Source organism: Limnobacter alexandrii (genome assembly GCF_005871185.1).
Lineage (GTDB): Bacteria > Pseudomonadota > Gammaproteobacteria > Burkholderiales > Burkholderiaceae_B > Limnobacter > Limnobacter alexandrii.
The window spans coordinates 432,786-451,745 of the sequence record NZ_SWKN01000006.1; the positions used below are offsets into that span (position 1 = coordinate 432,786).

The 18,960-nt window shown below is 47.5% G+C and carries 16 protein-coding genes; 7 read left to right on the forward strand and 9 right to left on the reverse strand.

Annotated features, from left to right (window positions below):
• Positions 1 to 20: 20 nt before the first annotated feature.
• From FCS97_RS02360 to FCS97_RS02375, 4 genes are all read right to left on the reverse strand, one after another.
• The gene (locus FCS97_RS02360) at positions 21 to 644 is read right to left on the reverse strand and encodes a DUF1294 domain-containing protein (protein ID WP_138516266.1); all 624 of its coding nucleotides are present in this window, start codon (positions 642 to 644) and stop codon (positions 21 to 23) included.
• A 5-nt stretch (positions 645 to 649) separates the two neighbouring features.
• Positions 650 to 1,237: an HD domain-containing protein gene (locus FCS97_RS02365; protein ID WP_138516268.1), complete on the reverse strand. Its 588-nt coding sequence runs from the start codon at positions 1,235 to 1,237 to the stop codon at positions 650 to 652.
• A gap of 150 nt (positions 1,238 to 1,387) precedes the next feature.
• On the reverse strand, positions 1,388 to 1,789 hold the full coding sequence (locus tag FCS97_RS02370) for an SRPBCC family protein (protein WP_138516270.1): 402 nt from the start codon (positions 1,787 to 1,789) through the stop codon (positions 1,388 to 1,390).
• A gap of 55 nt (positions 1,790 to 1,844) precedes the next feature.
• Positions 1,845 to 2,765 carry a calcium/sodium antiporter gene (locus FCS97_RS02375; RefSeq protein ID WP_138516272.1) on the reverse strand — a complete coding sequence of 307 codons (921 nt, stop codon included), beginning with the start codon at positions 2,763 to 2,765 and terminating at the stop codon, positions 1,845 to 1,847.
• A gap of 289 nt (positions 2,766 to 3,054) precedes the next feature.
• Between FCS97_RS02375 and ovoA the strand changes: the two genes are divergently transcribed.
• The 4 genes from ovoA to FCS97_RS02395 all read left to right on the forward strand — a co-directional run bounded on the left by ovoA (position 3,055) and on the right by FCS97_RS02395 (position 12,800).
• The gene (gene ovoA, locus FCS97_RS02380) at positions 3,055 to 5,208 is read left to right on the forward strand and encodes a 5-histidylcysteine sulfoxide synthase (RefSeq protein WP_246065763.1); all 2,154 of its coding nucleotides are present in this window, start codon (positions 3,055 to 3,057) and stop codon (positions 5,206 to 5,208) included.
• 286 nt (positions 5,209 to 5,494) lie between these two features.
• Positions 5,495 to 6,298: a DUF3800 domain-containing protein gene (locus FCS97_RS02385; RefSeq protein ID WP_050771113.1), complete on the forward strand. Its 804-nt coding sequence runs from the start codon at positions 5,495 to 5,497 to the stop codon at positions 6,296 to 6,298.
• A gap of 142 nt (positions 6,299 to 6,440) precedes the next feature.
• Positions 6,441 to 11,876, forward strand: coding sequence for a site-specific integrase (locus tag FCS97_RS02390; RefSeq protein ID WP_008247264.1), 5,436 nt, complete (start codon positions 6,441 to 6,443; stop codon positions 11,874 to 11,876).
• Positions 11,877 to 12,800: a hypothetical protein gene (locus FCS97_RS02395; protein WP_008247259.1), complete on the forward strand. Its 924-nt coding sequence runs from the start codon at positions 11,877 to 11,879 to the stop codon at positions 12,798 to 12,800.
• A gap of 84 nt (positions 12,801 to 12,884) precedes the next feature.
• Here the strand turns inward: FCS97_RS02395 and FCS97_RS16830 are convergent, their stop codons facing one another.
• The 4 genes from FCS97_RS16830 to FCS97_RS16805 form a co-directional block, all read right to left on the reverse strand.
• Complete coding sequence (locus tag FCS97_RS16830; protein ID WP_083797051.1) at positions 12,885 to 13,172, reverse strand: NAD(P)-binding protein; 288 nt, start codon at positions 13,170 to 13,172, stop codon at positions 12,885 to 12,887.
• The gene (locus FCS97_RS02405; RefSeq protein ID WP_008247257.1) at positions 13,129 to 13,932 is read right to left on the reverse strand and encodes an alpha/beta fold hydrolase; all 804 of its coding nucleotides are present in this window, start codon (positions 13,930 to 13,932) and stop codon (positions 13,129 to 13,131) included. The genes FCS97_RS16830 and FCS97_RS02405 overlap by 44 nt, the downstream gene beginning before the upstream one ends.
• Before the next feature lie 88 nt (positions 13,933 to 14,020).
• Complete coding sequence (locus FCS97_RS02410; RefSeq protein WP_008247256.1) at positions 14,021 to 14,512, reverse strand: PaaI family thioesterase; 492 nt, start codon at positions 14,510 to 14,512, stop codon at positions 14,021 to 14,023.
• Positions 14,509 to 15,030 (reverse strand): PaaI family thioesterase, encoded by a 522-nt coding sequence (locus tag FCS97_RS16805; protein ID WP_198006764.1) that lies wholly within the window; start codon positions 15,028 to 15,030, stop codon positions 14,509 to 14,511. The genes FCS97_RS02410 and FCS97_RS16805 overlap by 4 nt, the downstream gene beginning before the upstream one ends.
• Positions 15,031 to 15,240: 210 nt before the next feature.
• Here FCS97_RS16805 and FCS97_RS02420 point away from each other — a divergent pair, with 210 nt between their 5' ends.
• A complete protein-coding gene (locus tag FCS97_RS02420; protein WP_008247251.1) occupies positions 15,241 to 15,897 on the forward strand; it encodes a TetR/AcrR family transcriptional regulator in 657 nt (218 codons plus the stop codon).
• Between the two features lie 8 nt (positions 15,898 to 15,905).
• On the opposite strand, the gene cypR is transcribed toward FCS97_RS02420, so the two are convergent.
• A complete protein-coding gene (gene cypR / locus FCS97_RS02425) occupies positions 15,906 to 16,964 on the reverse strand; it encodes a transcriptional regulator CypR (protein ID WP_008247248.1) in 1,059 nt (352 codons plus the stop codon).
• 134 nt (positions 16,965 to 17,098) lie between these two features.
• On the opposite strand from cypR, the gene FCS97_RS02430 reads away from it, so the two are divergent.
• Both FCS97_RS02430 and FCS97_RS02435 read left to right on the forward strand, forming a co-directional pair.
• Positions 17,099 to 17,419 (forward strand): 2Fe-2S iron-sulfur cluster-binding protein, encoded by a 321-nt coding sequence (locus FCS97_RS02430; RefSeq protein WP_040512148.1) that lies wholly within the window; start codon positions 17,099 to 17,101, stop codon positions 17,417 to 17,419.
• A 15-nt stretch (positions 17,420 to 17,434) separates the two neighbouring features.
• Complete coding sequence (locus FCS97_RS02435) at positions 17,435 to 18,847, forward strand: cytochrome P450 (RefSeq protein WP_008247244.1); 1,413 nt, start codon at positions 17,435 to 17,437, stop codon at positions 18,845 to 18,847.
• Positions 18,848 to 18,960 lie beyond the last annotated feature (113 nt).

The window sequence follows — 18,960 nt, forward strand, 5'->3', positions numbered from 1 at the left end:
CAGTTGTACGGAAAACTTATTTATCGGGTATCGATTGCCCAATATGCCTGGCCTTCAAGGGAAGCCAGTACCAGAAACAAAGCTACGTTCAAGAAAACTGTTACCCAGAAAACAAACCGAAACGGAGCCTTGCTTGATTTGTGCCTAAGCATGTGTTGAGCAATCAAGGCTCCCGGCCAACCACCCAGCAAAGACAAGCAGTGCAGGGTGCTCTCAGAAGTTCGCCAGCGCCCTTTCCTGGCAGCTGATTTGTCCATGGCATAAGTGACATAAGTCAAAGTGCTGGCAAGCACATAGATCAAAGCCAACAACAATGGTGGCCTCCAGAGCAAGCTAACCACACCAAACAAAAACACAAAAGCGGGAATCGCTAAAAATGATCCGGTCTGCCACTGCGCGGGGTTATCTGTGCGTTCACGGTTGTTTCCAGAAACGGGGCGCGAGAAATGGACATTCTTGGCTCTTGGTTTTCCCTCAGGGCTTAGTTCGAGGTCGAAATAAACACGTTGGTTTACATGGGGACGAATGTGCCGAGAATTGAATGCGGTGGCATGAACAAACACCTCGATTTGACCTTCATTGGACCGAATAAAACCAAACCCACGGTCATCATTCCAGGTTTTTATGGTGCCTTCGATATACATAAAATTTAACGAGTTGATGATTGGTCAAAATGCCCCGCAACCCATTCTCGCGCAAGCGTCCAAAGAACGGGGGCTCCACGTTGAATCGCAGGACCATACCGCTCCAATACCTGTTGATACTGAACTTTGCCCTCAACCCATGTACCACCACCGGTGAACACATTAATCAACAGCGGTTGAAACCGATCCAGGGCCTTTGCAAATTGGGCATCATCGCTTTGCCCTTCTTCAAACTCATGCCACAGGGCGCTAAGCGCATCGCCTTGCGTATCCGGCAACAGGCCGAACAGGCGTTTGGCCGCTTGTTGTTCCCGTTCAAACTGCTTGCCGTCTTGTTGACCATGCAAGGGGGTGTCGCCCGCATCAATTTCCACAATGTCATGAATCAAAAGCATCTTGATTACCCTGGCCACATTGACATGGACAGCAGCATGCTCGGAAAGAATAAACGCGTACATGGCCAAGTGCCATGAATGCTCCGCTGAATTTTCTTTGCGGCTTTGATCCAGCAAAGGAGACTGTCTAAGCACTCCCTTGAGCTTGTCTATTTCCCGCAGGAAGTGAATTTGCTGTTGAAGCTCGCTGGAAATCACGGTTGCACCTTCAGTTAATAGGTAATTTTACCTTGCCAACTCCAATTTACACACAAAATCCAAGCCTTCGCCTTCACCCGAATCTCCAACGCTCGCAAGTTGAAAATGCAAACTCGAGGGGGTCTTTGGCAAGGTACCTTGCACGCTGCATCATCTTTCAGATTCAAGAAGTGTTTTTAAGGAGTGAAGATCTGCTGCAACTGCTTGCGCGTCTTCCTCGAATTGCTGTTGCGGCATACCCGGTTGCTGGAACAAGGTGAAAGTGAATTCACTGCCGGTGCCATTGGGCACCACACGCATGGGGTTGTGCACCACCACGCCCGATTCAAGCTGCACATCGTGATCGAGAACACCCAGCGTGTTCGCAGGTGCGAACCCGATCCTCACCTTGCCAAAGGGCGCTTCGGCCACCCAGGCATCTCCTTGTTTGCTGACTTGAGATTGGGCCAGGCCAGCAGCCCATGCGGGGAGGTTTTGGGGGTTTGAGGCGAAGGCATACACATCGGCCGAAGTGCGGTTGATAAAGATGGTGATGTGTTTAACAGCATTCACTTAATTTGCCCTCAGCAATTTATTGACAAACCACGTCAAGTTAACAAGAAGCCTTTTACTGCTGAAGAATGGCGGCAAGGTATGCAATGTACAGCGCCAGCAAAAAGACACCCCGCTTTCGTTGAATGAAGCCGTTGCGCGGAGGATAAGTGAACACCACCGCCACAACGCCGAACACCAGGGCAATGGCTACTTCATGCCAAGGAACGATGATGGGATGAATCATGGCTGCAACAGCGACGATGAAAATGCCGTTGAAAATATTGCTGCCCAGAATTGTGCCCAAGCCAACTTCATCATGACCTCGAATTTTGGCCATAAAAGTTGTTGCAAGCTCGGGCACCGATGTGCCAATGGCCACAATGGTTGCGCCAATGATGAACTCATCGACACCAAAGGCAACCGCGATGCCTCTTGCCCCGGTGACAATCAAGTTTCCGGCCGCCACCAGAAATGCGAAACCGGCAATGCAGGAGAGAATCACCAGCCACCTTCGCTGTTCGGCAAGCACCTCCTCTGCTGCGCTTCGCTGCTTTCTTGCTTCGACTATGGCCGCCACGATCCAGGCAATGAACATGCTGATCATCAAGAATCCATCGACCTGGGAAAGCTCGCCATCGAGAAACAAAACAGCTGTAAAAACAGGGATCAGCAAGGCCACGGGGAAGTCCCGCTTGACGCTGTCGCGAGGACTTTGTATTCCGGAAATAACCAATGCCAGCCCAAGAATGAGGGCTACGTTCACCACATTACTGCCCAACGCATCGCCCAAAGCGATTTGCGGCTTTCCGGCCAAGGCTGAGCTGATAGAGACCGACAATTCCGGGCTTGATGTGGCAAATGCAGCAACCGTTGCACCAATGATGCCCGGAGACACCCTCGCCCAGTGGGCAAGGCCGACTGCACCGCGAACGAACAGCTCACCACCAAGGCCTGCGCAAATAACACCAAGAAGTAAAGCTGTGTAGTCGTTCATGACAGTGTCGGAATTTAAATCATCAACAATTCAACGATCAGCCATTCGATCAAATTGACGTATAGCTTGCTTAATCGACAAAACCCGAAAACCACGATCAATCTTATTTTGAGCAACAAGCGACGAAACACCACCCTGCATTTGAGGGGGCCGGTGATCCACGGCATTTTCGAATGAATGACAAAACTTCTCGCGAGCAATTATCTATTCCGCCAATTCCCCAGCTTGTAATAATCACAAAGTATGTTATTACAGTAACTCATCATCCAGTCACTTCAGGTTTGCGCTTATGAACTCCCCTTTACGTAACATGCACACCCAGGGTGAACATTTCCTGCGCACGCCTTTTCTGGCGGGCAACGACATCGAATCCAAACGAGGTGAATTGCTGCAGTACTTTCACGCCAGCTTTGACCGATATGAATCGCTGTTCGAATTGCTGACCTGCGACGAGGCCTATTACAAAAAGCCGATCAACCTGCGCCACCCGCTTATTTTTTACCTGGGCCACACGGCCACGTTCTTCATCAACAAGTTTTTGCTGGTGGGCCTGATCGACAAGCGAATCGATCCACGGCTGGAATCCATGTTCGCTGTGGGCGTGGATGAAATGAGCTGGGACGACCTGGACGACGCCCGCTACGATTGGCCCACAATCGAGGAAGTATGGGCCTATCGCAAAAAAGCACGTGAAGTAATCGATGACGTAATTCGCCATACGCCATTCACGCTTCCAATTGGCTGGAACGACCCCTTCTGGGCCGTGATCATGGGCATTGAACACGAGCACATTCACCTTGAAACATCATCGGTGTTGATGCGTCAACATGCCCTGCACTTTGTGAAACAACACCCAGCCTGGCAACCTTGCCGCACCACAGGTGCCGCGCCTGCCAACAGCCTGGTGAACATTCCTGCGGGCAAAGTGGTGTTAGGCCGATCAATTACCGAACCCATTTACGGTTGGGACAATGAATACGGCCACCATCAGGCCGATGTGCCCGAATTTCAAACTGCACGGCATTTGGTCAGCAACGGTGAGTTCCTCGAATTTGTTAACGCAGGTGCTTACACGAATCCGACCTATTGGGATGAAGAAGGCTGCAGTTGGCAACAATTCTCCCAAGCAACGCACCCCACCTTTTGGGTGCGTGCGCCCCACGAGAAAGATGGCTGGGCGCTTCGCCTGTTGGCCGAAGAAGTGGCCATGCCCTGGGATTGGCCAGTGGAAACCAATTACCACGAAGCACGTGCCTTTTGCCGCTGGAAAGCGGAGCAAACAAGCCAGCCCGTGCGCTTGCCCACAGAAGACGAGTGGAATCGCATTTACGACCATGCACAACTGGCTGATGTGCCCAACAATTCAAAGGCCAAAGCCAACCTGCACCTGGATCACTGGGCCTCTAGTTGCCCGGTGAATCAGTTTGCACACGGCGAATTATTCGATGTGGTGGGCAATGTGTGGCAGTGGTGTGAAACCCCCACCTACCCCTTCGATGGTTTCGATGTACACCCGATCTACGACGACTTCACCAGCCCGACATTCGACAACCACCACAACATCATCAAAGGCGGCAGCTGGATTTCATGCGGCAATGAAAGTCGCCATGCTTCTCGCTATGCATTCCGAAAGCACTTCTTTCAGCATGCTGGCTTCCGCTATGTGGTCACCGACACGCCAGCGGTTAATCCTTTGTCAACCTATGAAAACGACGCATTGGTATCGCAATACGCCGAATTTCACTTCGGTGAAACTGCCTTCGGTGTACCCAATTTTGCAAAAGCCATGGCCGACATGGCCATGGATGCACACCAACGCTTGGGCAATGGCAAGCAAGGCCGCGCACTTGATTTGGGCTGTGCCACCGGGCGCTCAACCTTCGAGTTGGCGAGAATGTTCAACAAAGTGGTCGGGATTGATTTCTCAACGCTGTTGATTCAAGTTGGTGCGCGCCTGAAAGAAACCGGTACCGTTCGCTACACCTTGCCCGATGAAGGTGAGTTGTTGAACTACTACGAACGCCGGCTCGACACCCTGGCCCTTGCAGACACGGCCGAGCGCGTCGAGTTCTGGCAAGGCGATGCTTGTAATTTGAAGAATATTCACACTGGATTCGACCTGGTGCTGGCCGCCAATTTGATCGACCGTCTTTACGCCCCGCGCCGATTCCTTGCTGACATCGCAAATCGAATCAATTCAGGCGGACTTTTGGTGTTGGCCTCGCCCTATACCTGGATGGAGGAATACACCAAACGCGAAGAATGGATCGGCGGGTTCAAGAAAGACGGTGAATCGTACGGCACACTTGATGGCCTGAAAGACATACTGGGCGAACACTTCACGTTGGTGCAAGGGCCACAGGCTGTGCCTTTCGTGATTCGGGAAACACGGCGCAAACACCAATACACGCTGAGTGAAATGACGGTGTGGAAGCGCAAATAAGGGATGGCGCGGCTGGCGGGGATCGAACCTTCGGAGGCCAAGGGGAAAAGATGTATCTCATACAACTTACATTCACTCTAAACGACGTTAATTCGCGCTTTTCAAGACGATGTGCATTTCTATACTTTGTTGCTTTCACACACAAACTGTGAGATAACACCATTTAACGTCTCGGTACTATTTCGCTATTTTTGTGGTTTTTGGAGTCTCGGCCCACTTTGCGGCACATCCGTAGGCGACTGAATTTTGTTCGTCACAGACTTTTCAAAGTCACTGCGAGACCACAATGAGCAGCAAAACCGACCAAACCACACCCAGCTTATTCAGTGACTACATCGTCTATGTCGACGAAAGTGGTGACCATGGCATGCAAAATTTGGATCCAAACTATCCAATTTTCGTCCTTGCCTTTTGCATATTTCACAAAAGGCATTACGCCAATCGCGTTGTTTCCGCACTGCACCAATTCAAGTTCCAGCACTTCGGTCATGACTTGGTTGTACTACATGAACACGACATCAGAAAAGAAAAAGGCGCATTCACCTTCAAAAGCAAGCTGCAAAAAACCAAATTCCTGGACGAACTGAGTCAACTAATCAAAACCCACAACTTTATTCTGGCTAGTTGTGTCATCGACAAATCAAAACTCAAAGGCTCGCCTGACCAAAACGAGAACCCCTATCATTTAGCACTAGGCTTTTGTTTGGAAACACTCTATGAGTTCCTGCAGGAGAAGAGTCAGCACAAGCAACTCACCCACGTAGTCTTTGAATGTCGAGGTAAAAAAGAAGACGACGAGTTAGAGCTTGAGTTTCGTCGGATGACCGATGGAGCAAATCGCGTTGGAATCAACTTCCCTTTTGAGATTATTTTTGCGGATAAAAAGGTGGATTCCCCTGGCCTGCAACTGGCTGACCTCGTCGCTAGGCCGATTGGCCTTAACATTCTGCGCCCCGATCAACCAAACAGTGCTTTTGAAATCTTGAAGGAGAAGTTTTATTGCTCTGGAGGTCGAAAAAACGTCGGGCAAGGATATGAAAATTGGGGCTTAAAAGTTTATCCGCCCCAAAAAAGCGAAAAGCCCCGATGAAACCCACCGAGGCTATAGCGCCGACCGGGAGCCCCCAATCCACTTGCTCGAAGTGTAAGCGATATAGCTTGTTCAAATCAAGTCTTCTCGGTGCAATCGTAACGATATTTGCAACGATGTTGTCAAGCTGGGACACCGCCATATGAAAAATATCCCCAACTGGAATCCAAATCTAATCCAAGACTGTGGCCAGTTTGAGGATGCGCTTGCAGCGGTAACCGACAAAATAGACCTTCCCGCTCACTTTGTAACCAATTTAAGACGAAGCTGGGCAATCGGGGAAGATCTACGTCTTCATAACGGGCTACGTAATCATAAGGTTGAGTCGGAAATTACTATCCCTTTTGCGGGAGGGGGCTTTCTCCATTACTGCCTTGGCTGGCTATGCACTACGCACTACAGGGAAACTTTACAAGCATGGTCGCACCAAGATGATTTCTACAGAAACCTCCACCATCTGATCCATATAATCCGAAGCTACGATGCTTACGGAGCATGTGATCAGCAATTACAAACTATCAATACAAAACGACCGATTTTCAGAGCTCAGCAAATTTCACGCGGTGAATACCCAATTGTTGAGCTGCTTTTTCAAAGTTGGCAGCAGCATCCCAATTTCGGCTATACACAAACCGCTTTGCTAATATTAAAGCAGTTGTTTGAATGCTATTGTTTCACCCATGGAAGCGTGATATTTCGCATGCCCCATCTTAAATTTCTCAATGAGATACGCCAAACTTTTGCGCCAGTAAACGAAAACCAAAACCGTGATTTTCTGATCCATCTGTTTCAACGCTTCGACAAGCCATCGAAAAGTGAAAAAGTATTCAAGGAAAAGTTAGAAACTGAACTTCGTCTATCGAGATCAACGACTGTTCTTCCAAACGATAACGAAACGAAATATCAGAGGAATATTCAGAAGAGTTTCTTGAATTTCTTTTCTCCGTCTGAAAAACCTGTTCTTTACTTTGGTCCAGACTCTCTTTCAGGGATCCAGTCTTTGAAATTGAACAGGTACAAAATAAACGATGATGATGGCAAGGAAGTCCGGAGGTTAAAAGCGCTTTTTAAACAGAACTTCAGTAATGCGCAACCAGACGACCACACTGGTTCAAACATTGACGGTCATACCAAGGGACAACAAAACAACAATCAGGACGCCCCTGAGCTAGAGGCAAAAGCCATTGGGCAAGTACTGCTTGATTTCAACCTTTCGACCTATTTCCCGACCAACCCACACTTGCCGCTTCAGGCTGAACATATCAGTGCCTACGCAACTTTGGAGGCGGGCAACACCAGCGAAATCACCAATGACACTTTAGCAGACGTGTTAATTTGGATCGGATATCAAATCGGTGCCAACCTTGAAGGTGCGCTAGCACTCAGAGTCCATCATCTGCCAGAACCGGAGTTTGGATTCATGGAGGATTTTTCCGCGATATGGAGACTTCGTCCATCACTTCAACATATCGGCAAAACGACTTTTCTTCATTCAGCTCTTTTGCCGTCCGAAAGGATAGAGCGGAGATCTCTACCCACCAAACTCCAAAACTTTCTAAAGGACCAATGGAATATTCAAACCCATGAGAGCCTCTACGACCTGGCGATTGATAGAAAGTTCGATCCTGAGAAAATTGATCAGGTAAAAGTACATTTCGGGTTTGAATCGAATGCCTGGCTGCAAAGCAGCCGACGACTGATGCTCCTTGCACAAGGGCATCCAGAATCGGCAGCAATGTTGATACAAAAAAACGCTCGATCAGAGCTTCCTTCGAAATGCGCCTACTATTCCGTAATCCACAAAGAGAAAAACGTCGCGGGCTCCCCTTACGCTTTTGATCTTGAGAAATTTAGAGCCGATGTAGCTATCATGGTTAGCCAATTAAAGCATGCCATAAACAGCAAATCACTTTGCATGTCTTGGAATGCTTGGGTTACCTACTTGATCTTCCGGATCTATCTAACAACGGGCGGGCGACCCGTTAAAGATGCATATTGCGATCTTGATTTATTCACAGACACTTTTGATCTCACGATTGTTGATGACAAAGATGTTTTACTAAGGGAGCCAAGACGTGTGGTACCACTTTGTAAATCGCTCGCTGATGAAATTGGCATCTCCTATCGAAATGCTCTTAAACGCCTCGCCAATCTACTTCGAACCAACACGCCTAAGCTTTCGAAACAAATCGAATCGCTTCTCGTCACGCCAAGCCTTTCAAACACTCAAGGTATCCCATTTTTCTTTTTCCTGACAGAAAACGGTATTGAAGGTATTTCTGCGGATATAACACTCCTTGAAAATTTCGATACCTTACAGGCCAATTTCTTGCGTCACTTTGTCAGTAACCACTGCGAGATCACCGATAGAGACATTGTGGATGGACTATTAGGCCATGAAAACGACAAGATTCCAGTTTACGGCGCATCAAGCCTAAGAACAATGAATAAGGATCACCAACGAGTTCGTGACTTTGCAGATAGGATCTTAAAGTTCCTAAATATTAGTGAATCCATTGATTTTGAATTCAGTAGCAAAGACGTTGATGTGTGGGGGCAGTCGATACCCAAACGCTTTGGCTTGCAATTGCGAAGGACTGAACATAAAGCATTACACAAGTCAGTTTCAGCGAGGGCCTACCAAGATGCGGAATCAATTATTGAAGGCTTGCGACCTGAACAGAAAGCACAAGATCGAATTGACAAAGCACTCAAACAAGCCCAATTGGAGCTAAGCAACCGGATTCATTTTGATATCTATTTTTACAAGTTCACTCGGTTTCTTCGAAAGTTAGCACCAGGCCTTGACATGAAATTCTTCTCGCGTGTTGGCCGTACCGTCAACGAGAGAGTGCCAATCGACTTTTGTCGAAAATATTCGGAATACCGGGCGTCTCACCCAGGCATCATGGAGATCCTCCAATCCAACACCCAGGCGAAACAAAAGGTCAATCTTGAATTTCTGTTCGCACTCTCTTTAATCAAGCTAAATGGCATTACCTGTAAAATAGCAATTCAGCAGGTTCTAAAAGGAAATTACCTGCTTGGAACAGTATCCGATAAAACATTTATTGACATTCATTTTGTCGATACGCAGCCCCATCCGCTCACTCCGGTCAGACGGCACGAGCTTCATCGCCTGTCAATTCACTATTATGAACGGCTGGTCAATCAACTAAGCTTTCGCCAGAGCAGCAATAATTTGGAAAAACTAGGGCGTGACCTGCAGGCTAAAATAAATCGCCTCGGAGTCAGTGGATCATCGCTTAACACCAAAAAAGACCTACTTTATTATTTCGCTGAAATTGAGCAATCCTACCAACTATACGAATTACCCGGTTGTTTGTCCGCGATTGCCTCAGGCGACACCAAGCATCGCAGCTCAAATTATCTAAGCTTTCAACAACTCACTGATCCTGACACAGATCACGTGGCAAGTAACGCTCGACTAGCGCCCGCAACTAAGTATCTCTCGCATGAAGTTATAGCGACCGATGCGATTGCATATCCCGATCCCGGTAACAAAGACCCTAATCCATCCCAAGCGACCGCTACAAGCTCATTTGTTAGCGCTACAGGACTCGAAATTAAGGATAACTTTTCTGGGGGCACCCATGACCAAGCCATCGAGGAGAGCTCCACCTCGGACACTTTAACTGACTTCCATGAACAAGGGCTATTGTGTAAATCTGTCGCAAGCCATATTGAAGCAATCATGGATGACGCCCTTGGCGCGATGCTAAGACTAAGTACAGAAATTGCAGCGAGACCCTCTCTGTGTAAATCGGCACTTTTAAGCTATGCCAAAGATATAGAGAGTAGAAGACCCTCTGGACGAAAAAGTTTGGCTAAAAGCACCAAGCTCAATTACTACGGAAGAATTGGGAATCTTTTTAAAGAGACCAACCTCGAGCAGGAAATCGATGATGAACAACTCGATGAGGCAATTGAAACCATTAACGGCTACCTACTGGACAGACAACAGATCCTGCAATCTGCTAAAGACGATCTGCGTCAAATTAGGGACCTATTCTCCAAACTAGCAGAACTGAATCCTTTGATGTCCGTGAAGTTCGACAGTATTGGTGCGGTTTATAACCCAGCCACACATCTCTTTTCTCAGAAAGAACTAAATCTGATCTTTAAAAAAATTCAAGAAACCCAGCCCGAAGCGGTTCAAGCAATTTTTGTTCTTCTTCGTCGTTTTGGTCTGAGGAAAACTGAGTCTCTCTTTCTAAAGCCCGTCAATCTGCAGCTTCTAGATACTACCCCGCTGCTCAGGGTGGTGGGCGATTCTGTTTTTAGACCCAAATTTCCTGCTTCCAATCGCTATGTGTTATCTCAAACTAAAATTACAAGTGAGGAGAAAGGGATCCTTCAAAGAATAAAGCACCGAGCAATCACAGCGAAAGCAAGTTACCTTGGCGATTTGATTCAGTCCTCTGCGCGCGAGATTAGTTTGCGTCTAAACCAAATCATTCGAAATGTTACTTTCAGAGGGAGTATTCACACCCTGCGACATACCTTTGCTGACGAGCTGACATATGGACTTTTTGAGAGTGCAATTTGCTGCAATCCTGACAATCCGTTAACCGGCGAAAGATTGATTCATACAACACCCGAAAACGTGAATCGCAAAACACTATTTGTCGCGAGCAGAATTCTCGGGCATGCAGGAACAACCACGCTACTAGAAACCTATTCACATCGCGGGTTTGAGGTTATCGACTCCTTGTACAACAGTCAATTTTGTGAAGGCGCGCTCGGGAACACTGATACTCAAAGCGAAAGTTTCGCCTTCTCATTGGCTTCAAGATACGGCCTTAAAGGTTCAGCTCATCAACTCGATGAGTCAATAAATCTGCGTACTTTTAACGTCAAAGACTACATTCTCGGATCACTTGATTACCTCAACCAATCTAGCAATACGATAAATCCTTGTTCCACTGCCAACCCGAAAATCGCAAGCCGGCTCTATCATCTTGAAAATATATTTAGATCATTTCCGCCTAACCTACGCCCTGCCCGCTTCGCTCACACGAAAACGAACGGCATTTTCCTGAGCCGAGCCTTCTACGAACGCCTTGAAAAACAATTACCTGATAATGCAGATACTGCTGACTTGATTCACCGAGTGCAGGCAACACCTGCAAAAACATCAGAAATATTGGCTCTTAAACGAATTCCATTTGAACTCAACTCTAACTTTGATCCACTCGGTAACTTCACTGAGGATGCTCATTATGTGATCCGCGAATCGATGAAAGAAAAGGATCTTGTGAATCTCATCCACATTTTAGACCTGCTTCAGTTCCTCGGATTCGACTCCAAAGATTTGTTCTTTTGGTCAAATTCTTACAGTCAAAAATGCGATATTCGGAATGTCTTGACAGATCTTGGACTGAGCACTCGATTCAGCTTATCAGTTGGTCCTGTGCGTCAAACAGTCAAGTTCAATATTGATCTAGAGACAGTGTGGGTCATTGGTGTCAAACGTCAAAAGAAAGACGTGCCTTTTTCGAATACCGAATTTTTCTGGATTGGATTGATTGTACATCTGTTAGCAGGAGGCTACTAAATGACTTTCTATGTAGTTCATAAACTTAAGGTGAAAAATCCGCAATCACTAACAGAGGGCCAGGTATCTGAAAGTGCTAGATTATTCAAAACTACAAAAGCAAATCTTTTCCACAGAATTGCAGCCACTTACAGAGATCAAATTGATAGGTCAATTGAAGTCGGCGACTTGGTTAGTGACTCAGAAAGTGAACTCCGTTATTGGCAACTCGTCTTTGACATTTCATCGACAAAAGAAAATGAGGAAGCAATTTTCGAACGGCTGGATTGGATTGATAATCACATCGTCGATATCGTATCAAGCCTGCAAGGTGTCGTGTTCGAACCGAAGCTCAATAGCATTCACCGTGTAGGTAAGGACGACAACTCTAAACTTGATCATTTAGCCAAGGAACTAATCACACAGCAGGTTCACGAATTTGTTGTCGAACGTCTTGTCGAACACAACCAAATCAAGCTGACTAAGTTTTCTGGCTTGGGCCCAAACTCCGACGTTACAATACACCTCGCAGAACAAGTTAGCGGACTCCAGGACACGACTCGCATTTATAAATTTAAAGGTCGAATCACAAGTTATGATATGAGTCAAAAAACAATCAAGGCATTGCGTAGTGAATCTTCAGATTATCAATCCAAAGAACAGGAACAGCCACTAGATATCAAATTTAACAAAGATGTTGGCCCTGACGATTTATCAGATGAGCGAATGGAAACAACTCGTTCTGGAACTAATCTACAGGCAATGCGAAAACCGCGCGAAGAGACTTTTTACATTAATCCAAGTGACTTCGTGAATGTCGATCATCAGGCCAAATACATGCCGTGGGAAAGAAGATTTAATATGGAAATCGAGTTCCACTATCAGATGCTGGAAAGTCGCAAACAGATATGCCTCAGAATGGACGATGCCTATATGGGCCTGTAAATAAATTTGTGTAAGTGCATTCGGCCAATTAACCTCTTTCGAGGAAATGGACGAATTCACCAGAATACGCACTTGTGGTGATGTCTAAAATCGCCAATTGTATTTATGGCTGCGCATAAGACTAGCCATACCCGCTGGCATGTGTACGAACATATTGGTTTTATCGCTAGGCCCTGCCTCGAATACCAATACCGTGAACTTGCCATTTTCGCTCAACCTATTGGCCAAAACACTTCCGGAGGAGCCAGCTCCCACGCCTATAAAATCATATTGGGCTTGACTGTCCACTAATTTGCTCCTCACAACTGCAATTTGATCAATCTCTGAATTAGTTCCGCCTGCATTCTGGCAACATGATTTTAAGCATCGCATCACGAACTAGCTCAGTTTGTTCCATAGGCAAAAAATGCGTAGTTCCAGCCAGAACCCTCACTTCGGCTGAGGGCAATATCTTTCCAAGACGTCTTTGCGCTAATGATGAGAAAGTTGAAGCGCGCTCCGCAGCTATTGCAACAACAGGACACTTCAACTGACGAATGCCAGGCCACGGGTTATGCTCGGTTTGAGCGAATGTGGAGCTCTCCCACAACGGCGAGCATGCAAGACGAAGACGATCTCCATCCTGTATAAAGGCATGTTGGACATAAGCCTCTAACCAAGACTCGGGCCAAGTCTTGAAGCCACCTCGACCACGATAGTTTTCCAGAGCTGAGACATAAGAATCGAACACATTCCGTCGGCGTGCGGCTCCAGCGGCCAACGACAACCGGTGTGATCGACGCAACAGCTTGGACAACCACAACATTCGGCTTTGCCATGAATCCATTATCACCGGCTCTAAAAGTATCAATCCCAACACTTTGTCTGGCTGGCGAGCAGCCGCCATAATGCTTGATGTAGCACCGATTGAATGACCTCCAAGCCAAACTGGTTCATCCAACTTTGCCAACAACGCGGTTAGATCTTGATAGTAGGTCTCCCAACCGCGAAATGTAGAAGCAACGGCTGCATCAGAACTTGCTCCATGTCCACGCATATCCCAAGCTATGATGTTGCACTCAACGGACAGTTCATCAAGAAGTGGCTTATAAAGACGACCATGGAAACCAGTCGCGTGTGCCCAGTGAAGCATGGGGCGTCCGTCAGACTGAGGCCACCGCCACAAGGTAATCTCTCGACCATCAGCGGCGAGAAATCCGTCTCGTTCGACAGAACATGATTTATTTGTTACCAATACCATCTTGATTCTTCCCGGAAGTAGAGAACAGCAACTGAACAACTCCGTTTGCGATCGGTGCAGTCCTTTCACTCTGCCAACAGCTCACCCTCACCAAACTGGTACGCCGACCTTGACGCACAATCTCCGCGTTCGCGAAAGTAATTTGCGCCGTGGCTGAGCGAAGGTAGTGGATGTTGCTTCCCAGAATACGGGGGCTGCGTAGTTGCGTATCTTCTCTTTGGGCAGCGATACGCGCTGTAATCTCAATCAAGGCTCCGATTACACCGCCGTGTAGTGCTGGCAACATGAAATTACCAATAAAAGCGTCACGGTAAGGCAGTTGAACAAATATCGCCTCATTGTGTTGTTGAACCTCGAGTCCTAAATGCCGTGAGTATGGAATACTATCAAGTAAGGTCTGCCAAGCGTCATACTCGCTCTTTCCATCAAATGGGGTGGGACGAGGATGAGCAGGATCGACAGTACGACTCATGCTCTTCCCCTTGAAGCCTCAGCCACTTGGAAGCGTTGGCCTTGGGTATTTCTTATAAATGTGGCACTACCTGTTGCTAGCGGCACATCATCACCTTCACAGAAGATTTCACAATAGATGAAGGCTACGTCGTCCATAAGATGGCGACAAGTGGCCACCGCCAACAATGAATGACTATCAACAGCGGGTCTTAGGTAATCCATATGCAAACTCAACGTAGCTATAGGAGTTAGCTCCTGTGCCTCAGCGAATACCGCAAGACCGCTGGCCGAGTCAGCTAGTGAATACAAAATACTCGTGCTTACTTCCCTTTTTTCGGAATCGGCGAACATCCATGCCTGTGGGGTTAGACGCATACACACCTTACTGCCATTCACAAAGACTACCTGCATACCTAGATCGCTGTTGTGAGGGACCTGCTCGGTAAAACGCCGCGCAGTCTCTACGGCACCACATTGGTGAACTTTGTTTGGCTCAGTCATCAGATTTGATCGCTCATTAACATTTGGGATTGGCATAAAAAAGACCAAAAGCAATTATTGCCATTGATAGTAATCGCCTAAAAGTTTACACACATCTTAATTTTGGTTGGTGAACCAACTAAAGTCAAGAATATGTTCAAGCGGAAGGGCAACGACTTACACAATGGAATATTATTTGTGTGTAGATTCGGTCCATTTTGACAATGATGAGAAATACAATGTCCCCACTTAGGAGATGTACAAACTATGGTTCAAAAACCGCCCATACCCGATAGTAAACTGGATGATCAGGGCAATGTTTTGTCAAATGCAGCACGACTTTTTCGCGAAAAGGGATTTGAGAAAACCTCACTTAAGGAAATCGCTGAAGCTTGCAATATGCTGCCAGGCAGCCTTTATTATCGATACAACACCAAGGAGGCACTTCTTGTTGAACTGATGCGCCGTGGAATTTACCTGGTAACAGAAGAGGTAGAATTGGCCTATGCCAGTTCGAATGACCCAGTCGAGAAGTTGCGTCTTTGCATCAATGCACATCTTCGAGCTCTGCTGGGTGATTCCGACATGGTCTATGTGCTGCTGTTTGAATGGCGAGCCTTGAGTCCAGAGGCACGGAAGGAAATCATAAAACTGCGTGACCAGTACGAGTCTCTTTGGATAGATATTCTCGAAACAATGATCAGCCAGAGAGTTATTCAGAAAGACGTGGATAGTCGTCTTCTTCGACTGATTGGCCTTGGTGCCCTCAACTGGGTTGCAACATGGTTTGATCCAAATGGCTCCCATACACCGAACGACATTGGCAATTTCGTCTGGCAAGCTATTATCAAAGGTTTGATCAATCAAAATGCTCAGGGCGAACACTTGCACCGGTTAAAGCAGCTCAATCAACCGTTGATTTAGATCATAAATCAACTAAATTGCATAGCCTGAGGTTTGGTATTTAGCCTGAACGTCTCTGGCGGTTGGTCAAACCAGCGCTTAAAAGCACGCCTGAAGTTGGCACTATCATGATAGTTCATCAACACAGCGATGTTCTCAATGGATAACCTGCTGTCGCACAGGTAGCTTGCAGCCTGTTGAGACATAATCTCATCTCGGATTTGCCGGAATCCGGTGTTTTCCTCTTTGAGTTTACGTGCCATGGTGCGCTTGCTCATGAATAGAGAAGCTGCCGCTTCATCTTCATTAAGGGTTCCGGGCGGACGGGACAACATCATCTTTTTAATTCTCGTCTGATAGCTAGGTTTGTGAGTCTGAAGTTGCGCGAGCATGGATTCACACTGCTGCAGAGCAAAGCGATAGCTTTCATGATTGGCAGAGGCGTTCGGCTCCAGACACAACGCCATCGGCAACCTGAGTTTTAAATGATCGCAATTAAAGAGAATCTGCCCCGACAAATAGTCGGAGTACAGCGCATGGTACTCGGGTGCCTGATGGGGGAAAAATATTTCAGCCTCATTTAGAGGTCGACCAATAATGAATTCACCAAACTCCAGAAGAACTTTAATTATCGTATCTGCCATGCAACGCTGTATGTCAGCATCAAGCGACATCCGAAAATGCAGTGTGCATTCGAGGTGAGTTTCAACTTGCTGCAAATTTAATTCAATGACGCTTACCCGCGTTGGCAGAAATATATGTATAGCCTGTAGCGCACTGAGTAAATTTGGGCTGCTTGAAGCGGCAAACCCCATAGCACCATGCGTCGCCGGCGTGAGGCGCTTGCCCAACATTAAACCAAATTCGGGCTGGCCAGACAACACCAACGCATTTCGCAAAATCAGAACTTGTTGAGTTGCCGAGAGCAAGCCATCCTCCCTCAGAAACTGTCTAACTCCGAGTCCCGTTCCACGTAACAGAACTGGTAGCTGTCTAGCCGTCAGATCCAGCTCACGGGCAATAAGTCGTGAGTAATTTGATGGGATATCGGCTGTAAGGTTTTGGGAAATATTCGCTTGCCGCGTCATCAGCGCCACCTATCAAGGATGAGAATAACTGCATTGTCTTGAAATGACCCGGTGCCGTCAAGAAATGACCTCGCCGTTGTGTTGACGGCAATTTACTATCACTAGCGATGATAGTTACTAGTAGGAGAAACGCAGTGGGCAAAATCATTTTTATTGAGCATAACAATACAACTCACGTTATCGAATTCAAGGCTGGATCATCATTGATGCAAATCGCAGTCGATAACGCCATTCCAGGAATCGATGGGGACTGTGGCGGGGAATGCGCCTGTGGCACTTGTCACATCATAGTCGCAGATGAATGGTTCGAAAAGATCGGTTCATTCGGTGATGGGGAAGAGCAGATGCTATCGATGACGCCAGAGCGGGCAAAAACCTCACGTTTGGGCTGCCAAGTTAAAACCACTGAAGCGATGGACGGCATGACCGTTCGACTCCCAGAATTTCAGATGTAAATATCGGAGAGCCCCATGTCAACACAATCCAAAACATTTGACCAAATTCAGACCAGAGTGATTAATGCCACCGCCAAGGTGATACCAATGCATTTGCAAATTCAGGGTCTGAAATTTTTGATGCGTGCCAAAAAGAAAACAATTGGCGCGCGCAGGCCCACGCCAAGCTTTGTTGAATACCCGCTGCCAGACGTAGGTACACTACGAATTGATGACATTGACGTGAGCAATCCGTTTTTGTACAGGCAAGGGCAATGGCGGGCCTATTTCAAGAGACTGCGTGATGAAGCCCCGGTGCACTTCCAGAAAAACAGTCCATTCGGTCCGTTCTGGTCGGTGACTCGCTATGAGGACATCCTGTTCGTCGATAAACACCATGACCTGTTTTCCGCCGAGCCGGTCATCATCCTTGGCGATCCCCCTGAAGGCCTCTCGGTGGAAATGTTCATCGCCATGGATCCACCAAAACACGATGCACAGCGGAGCTCCGTGCAAGGCGTAGTGGCTCCTCAGAACCTGAAAGAAATGGAGAGCCTAATCCGGTCTCGCACAGGGGATGTGCTCGACAGTCTTCCCGTGGGCCAACCCTTTGACTGGGTACCAACGGTATCAAAGGAGCTAACCGGACGCATGCTGGCCACGCTTTTGGATTTCCCTTACGACGAACGTGACAAACTAATTTACTGGTCAGACCTTTTAGCTGGTGCCGCATCAGCCACCGGTGGCGAGTTCACCGACGAGGAGGCCATGTTCGACGCTGCCGCCGACATGGCCCGCGATTTTTCACGACTTTGGCGAGATAAGCAGGCACGCCGCGCCGCAGGTGAGGCGCCAGGCTTTGATTTGATCAGCTTGTTGCAAAGCAGTGAGGATACTCGTGACTTGATTAACCGTCCGATGGAGTTTATTGGCAATCTGGCACTACTCATCGTCGGTGGTAATGACACTACCCGCAACTCCATGAGTGGAGGCTTACTAGCCATGAACCAGTTTCCGAAAGAGTTCAAGAAGCTCAAAGCAAACCCTGCGCTAATTCCAAACATGGTGTCGGAAATCATCCGCTGGCAAACACCTTTGGCCTATATGCGCCGAATCGCCAAGCAAGACGTTGAGCTTGGGGGACGGACTATCAAAAAAGGTGATCGAGTAGTGATGTGGTATGCATCGGGAAATCGGGACGAGCGCAAGTTTACGGATCCGGATCAATTCCTCATCGACCGTTCTGGCGCACGTAACCACCTGTCGTTCGGCTATGGCGTTCACCGATGCATGGGCAACCGTCTGGCCGAACTACAACTGCGTATCCTGTGGGAGGAATTACTCAAGCGCTTTGAAAACATAGAAGTTGTTGGTGAGCCCGAACGAGTGCAGTCGAACTTCGTGCGTGGCTATTCGGAGATGATGGTTAAATTGACCCCACTGCGATAATCTCTTTGACGCAGAATACAAGTTAATTCCTTTACAAGCAAACAGAGACGCCCGACCGCTGTTAGGGGGGCGCAATCATAATATTGTCCAGCTGGATAATCCGGTCTCAATAA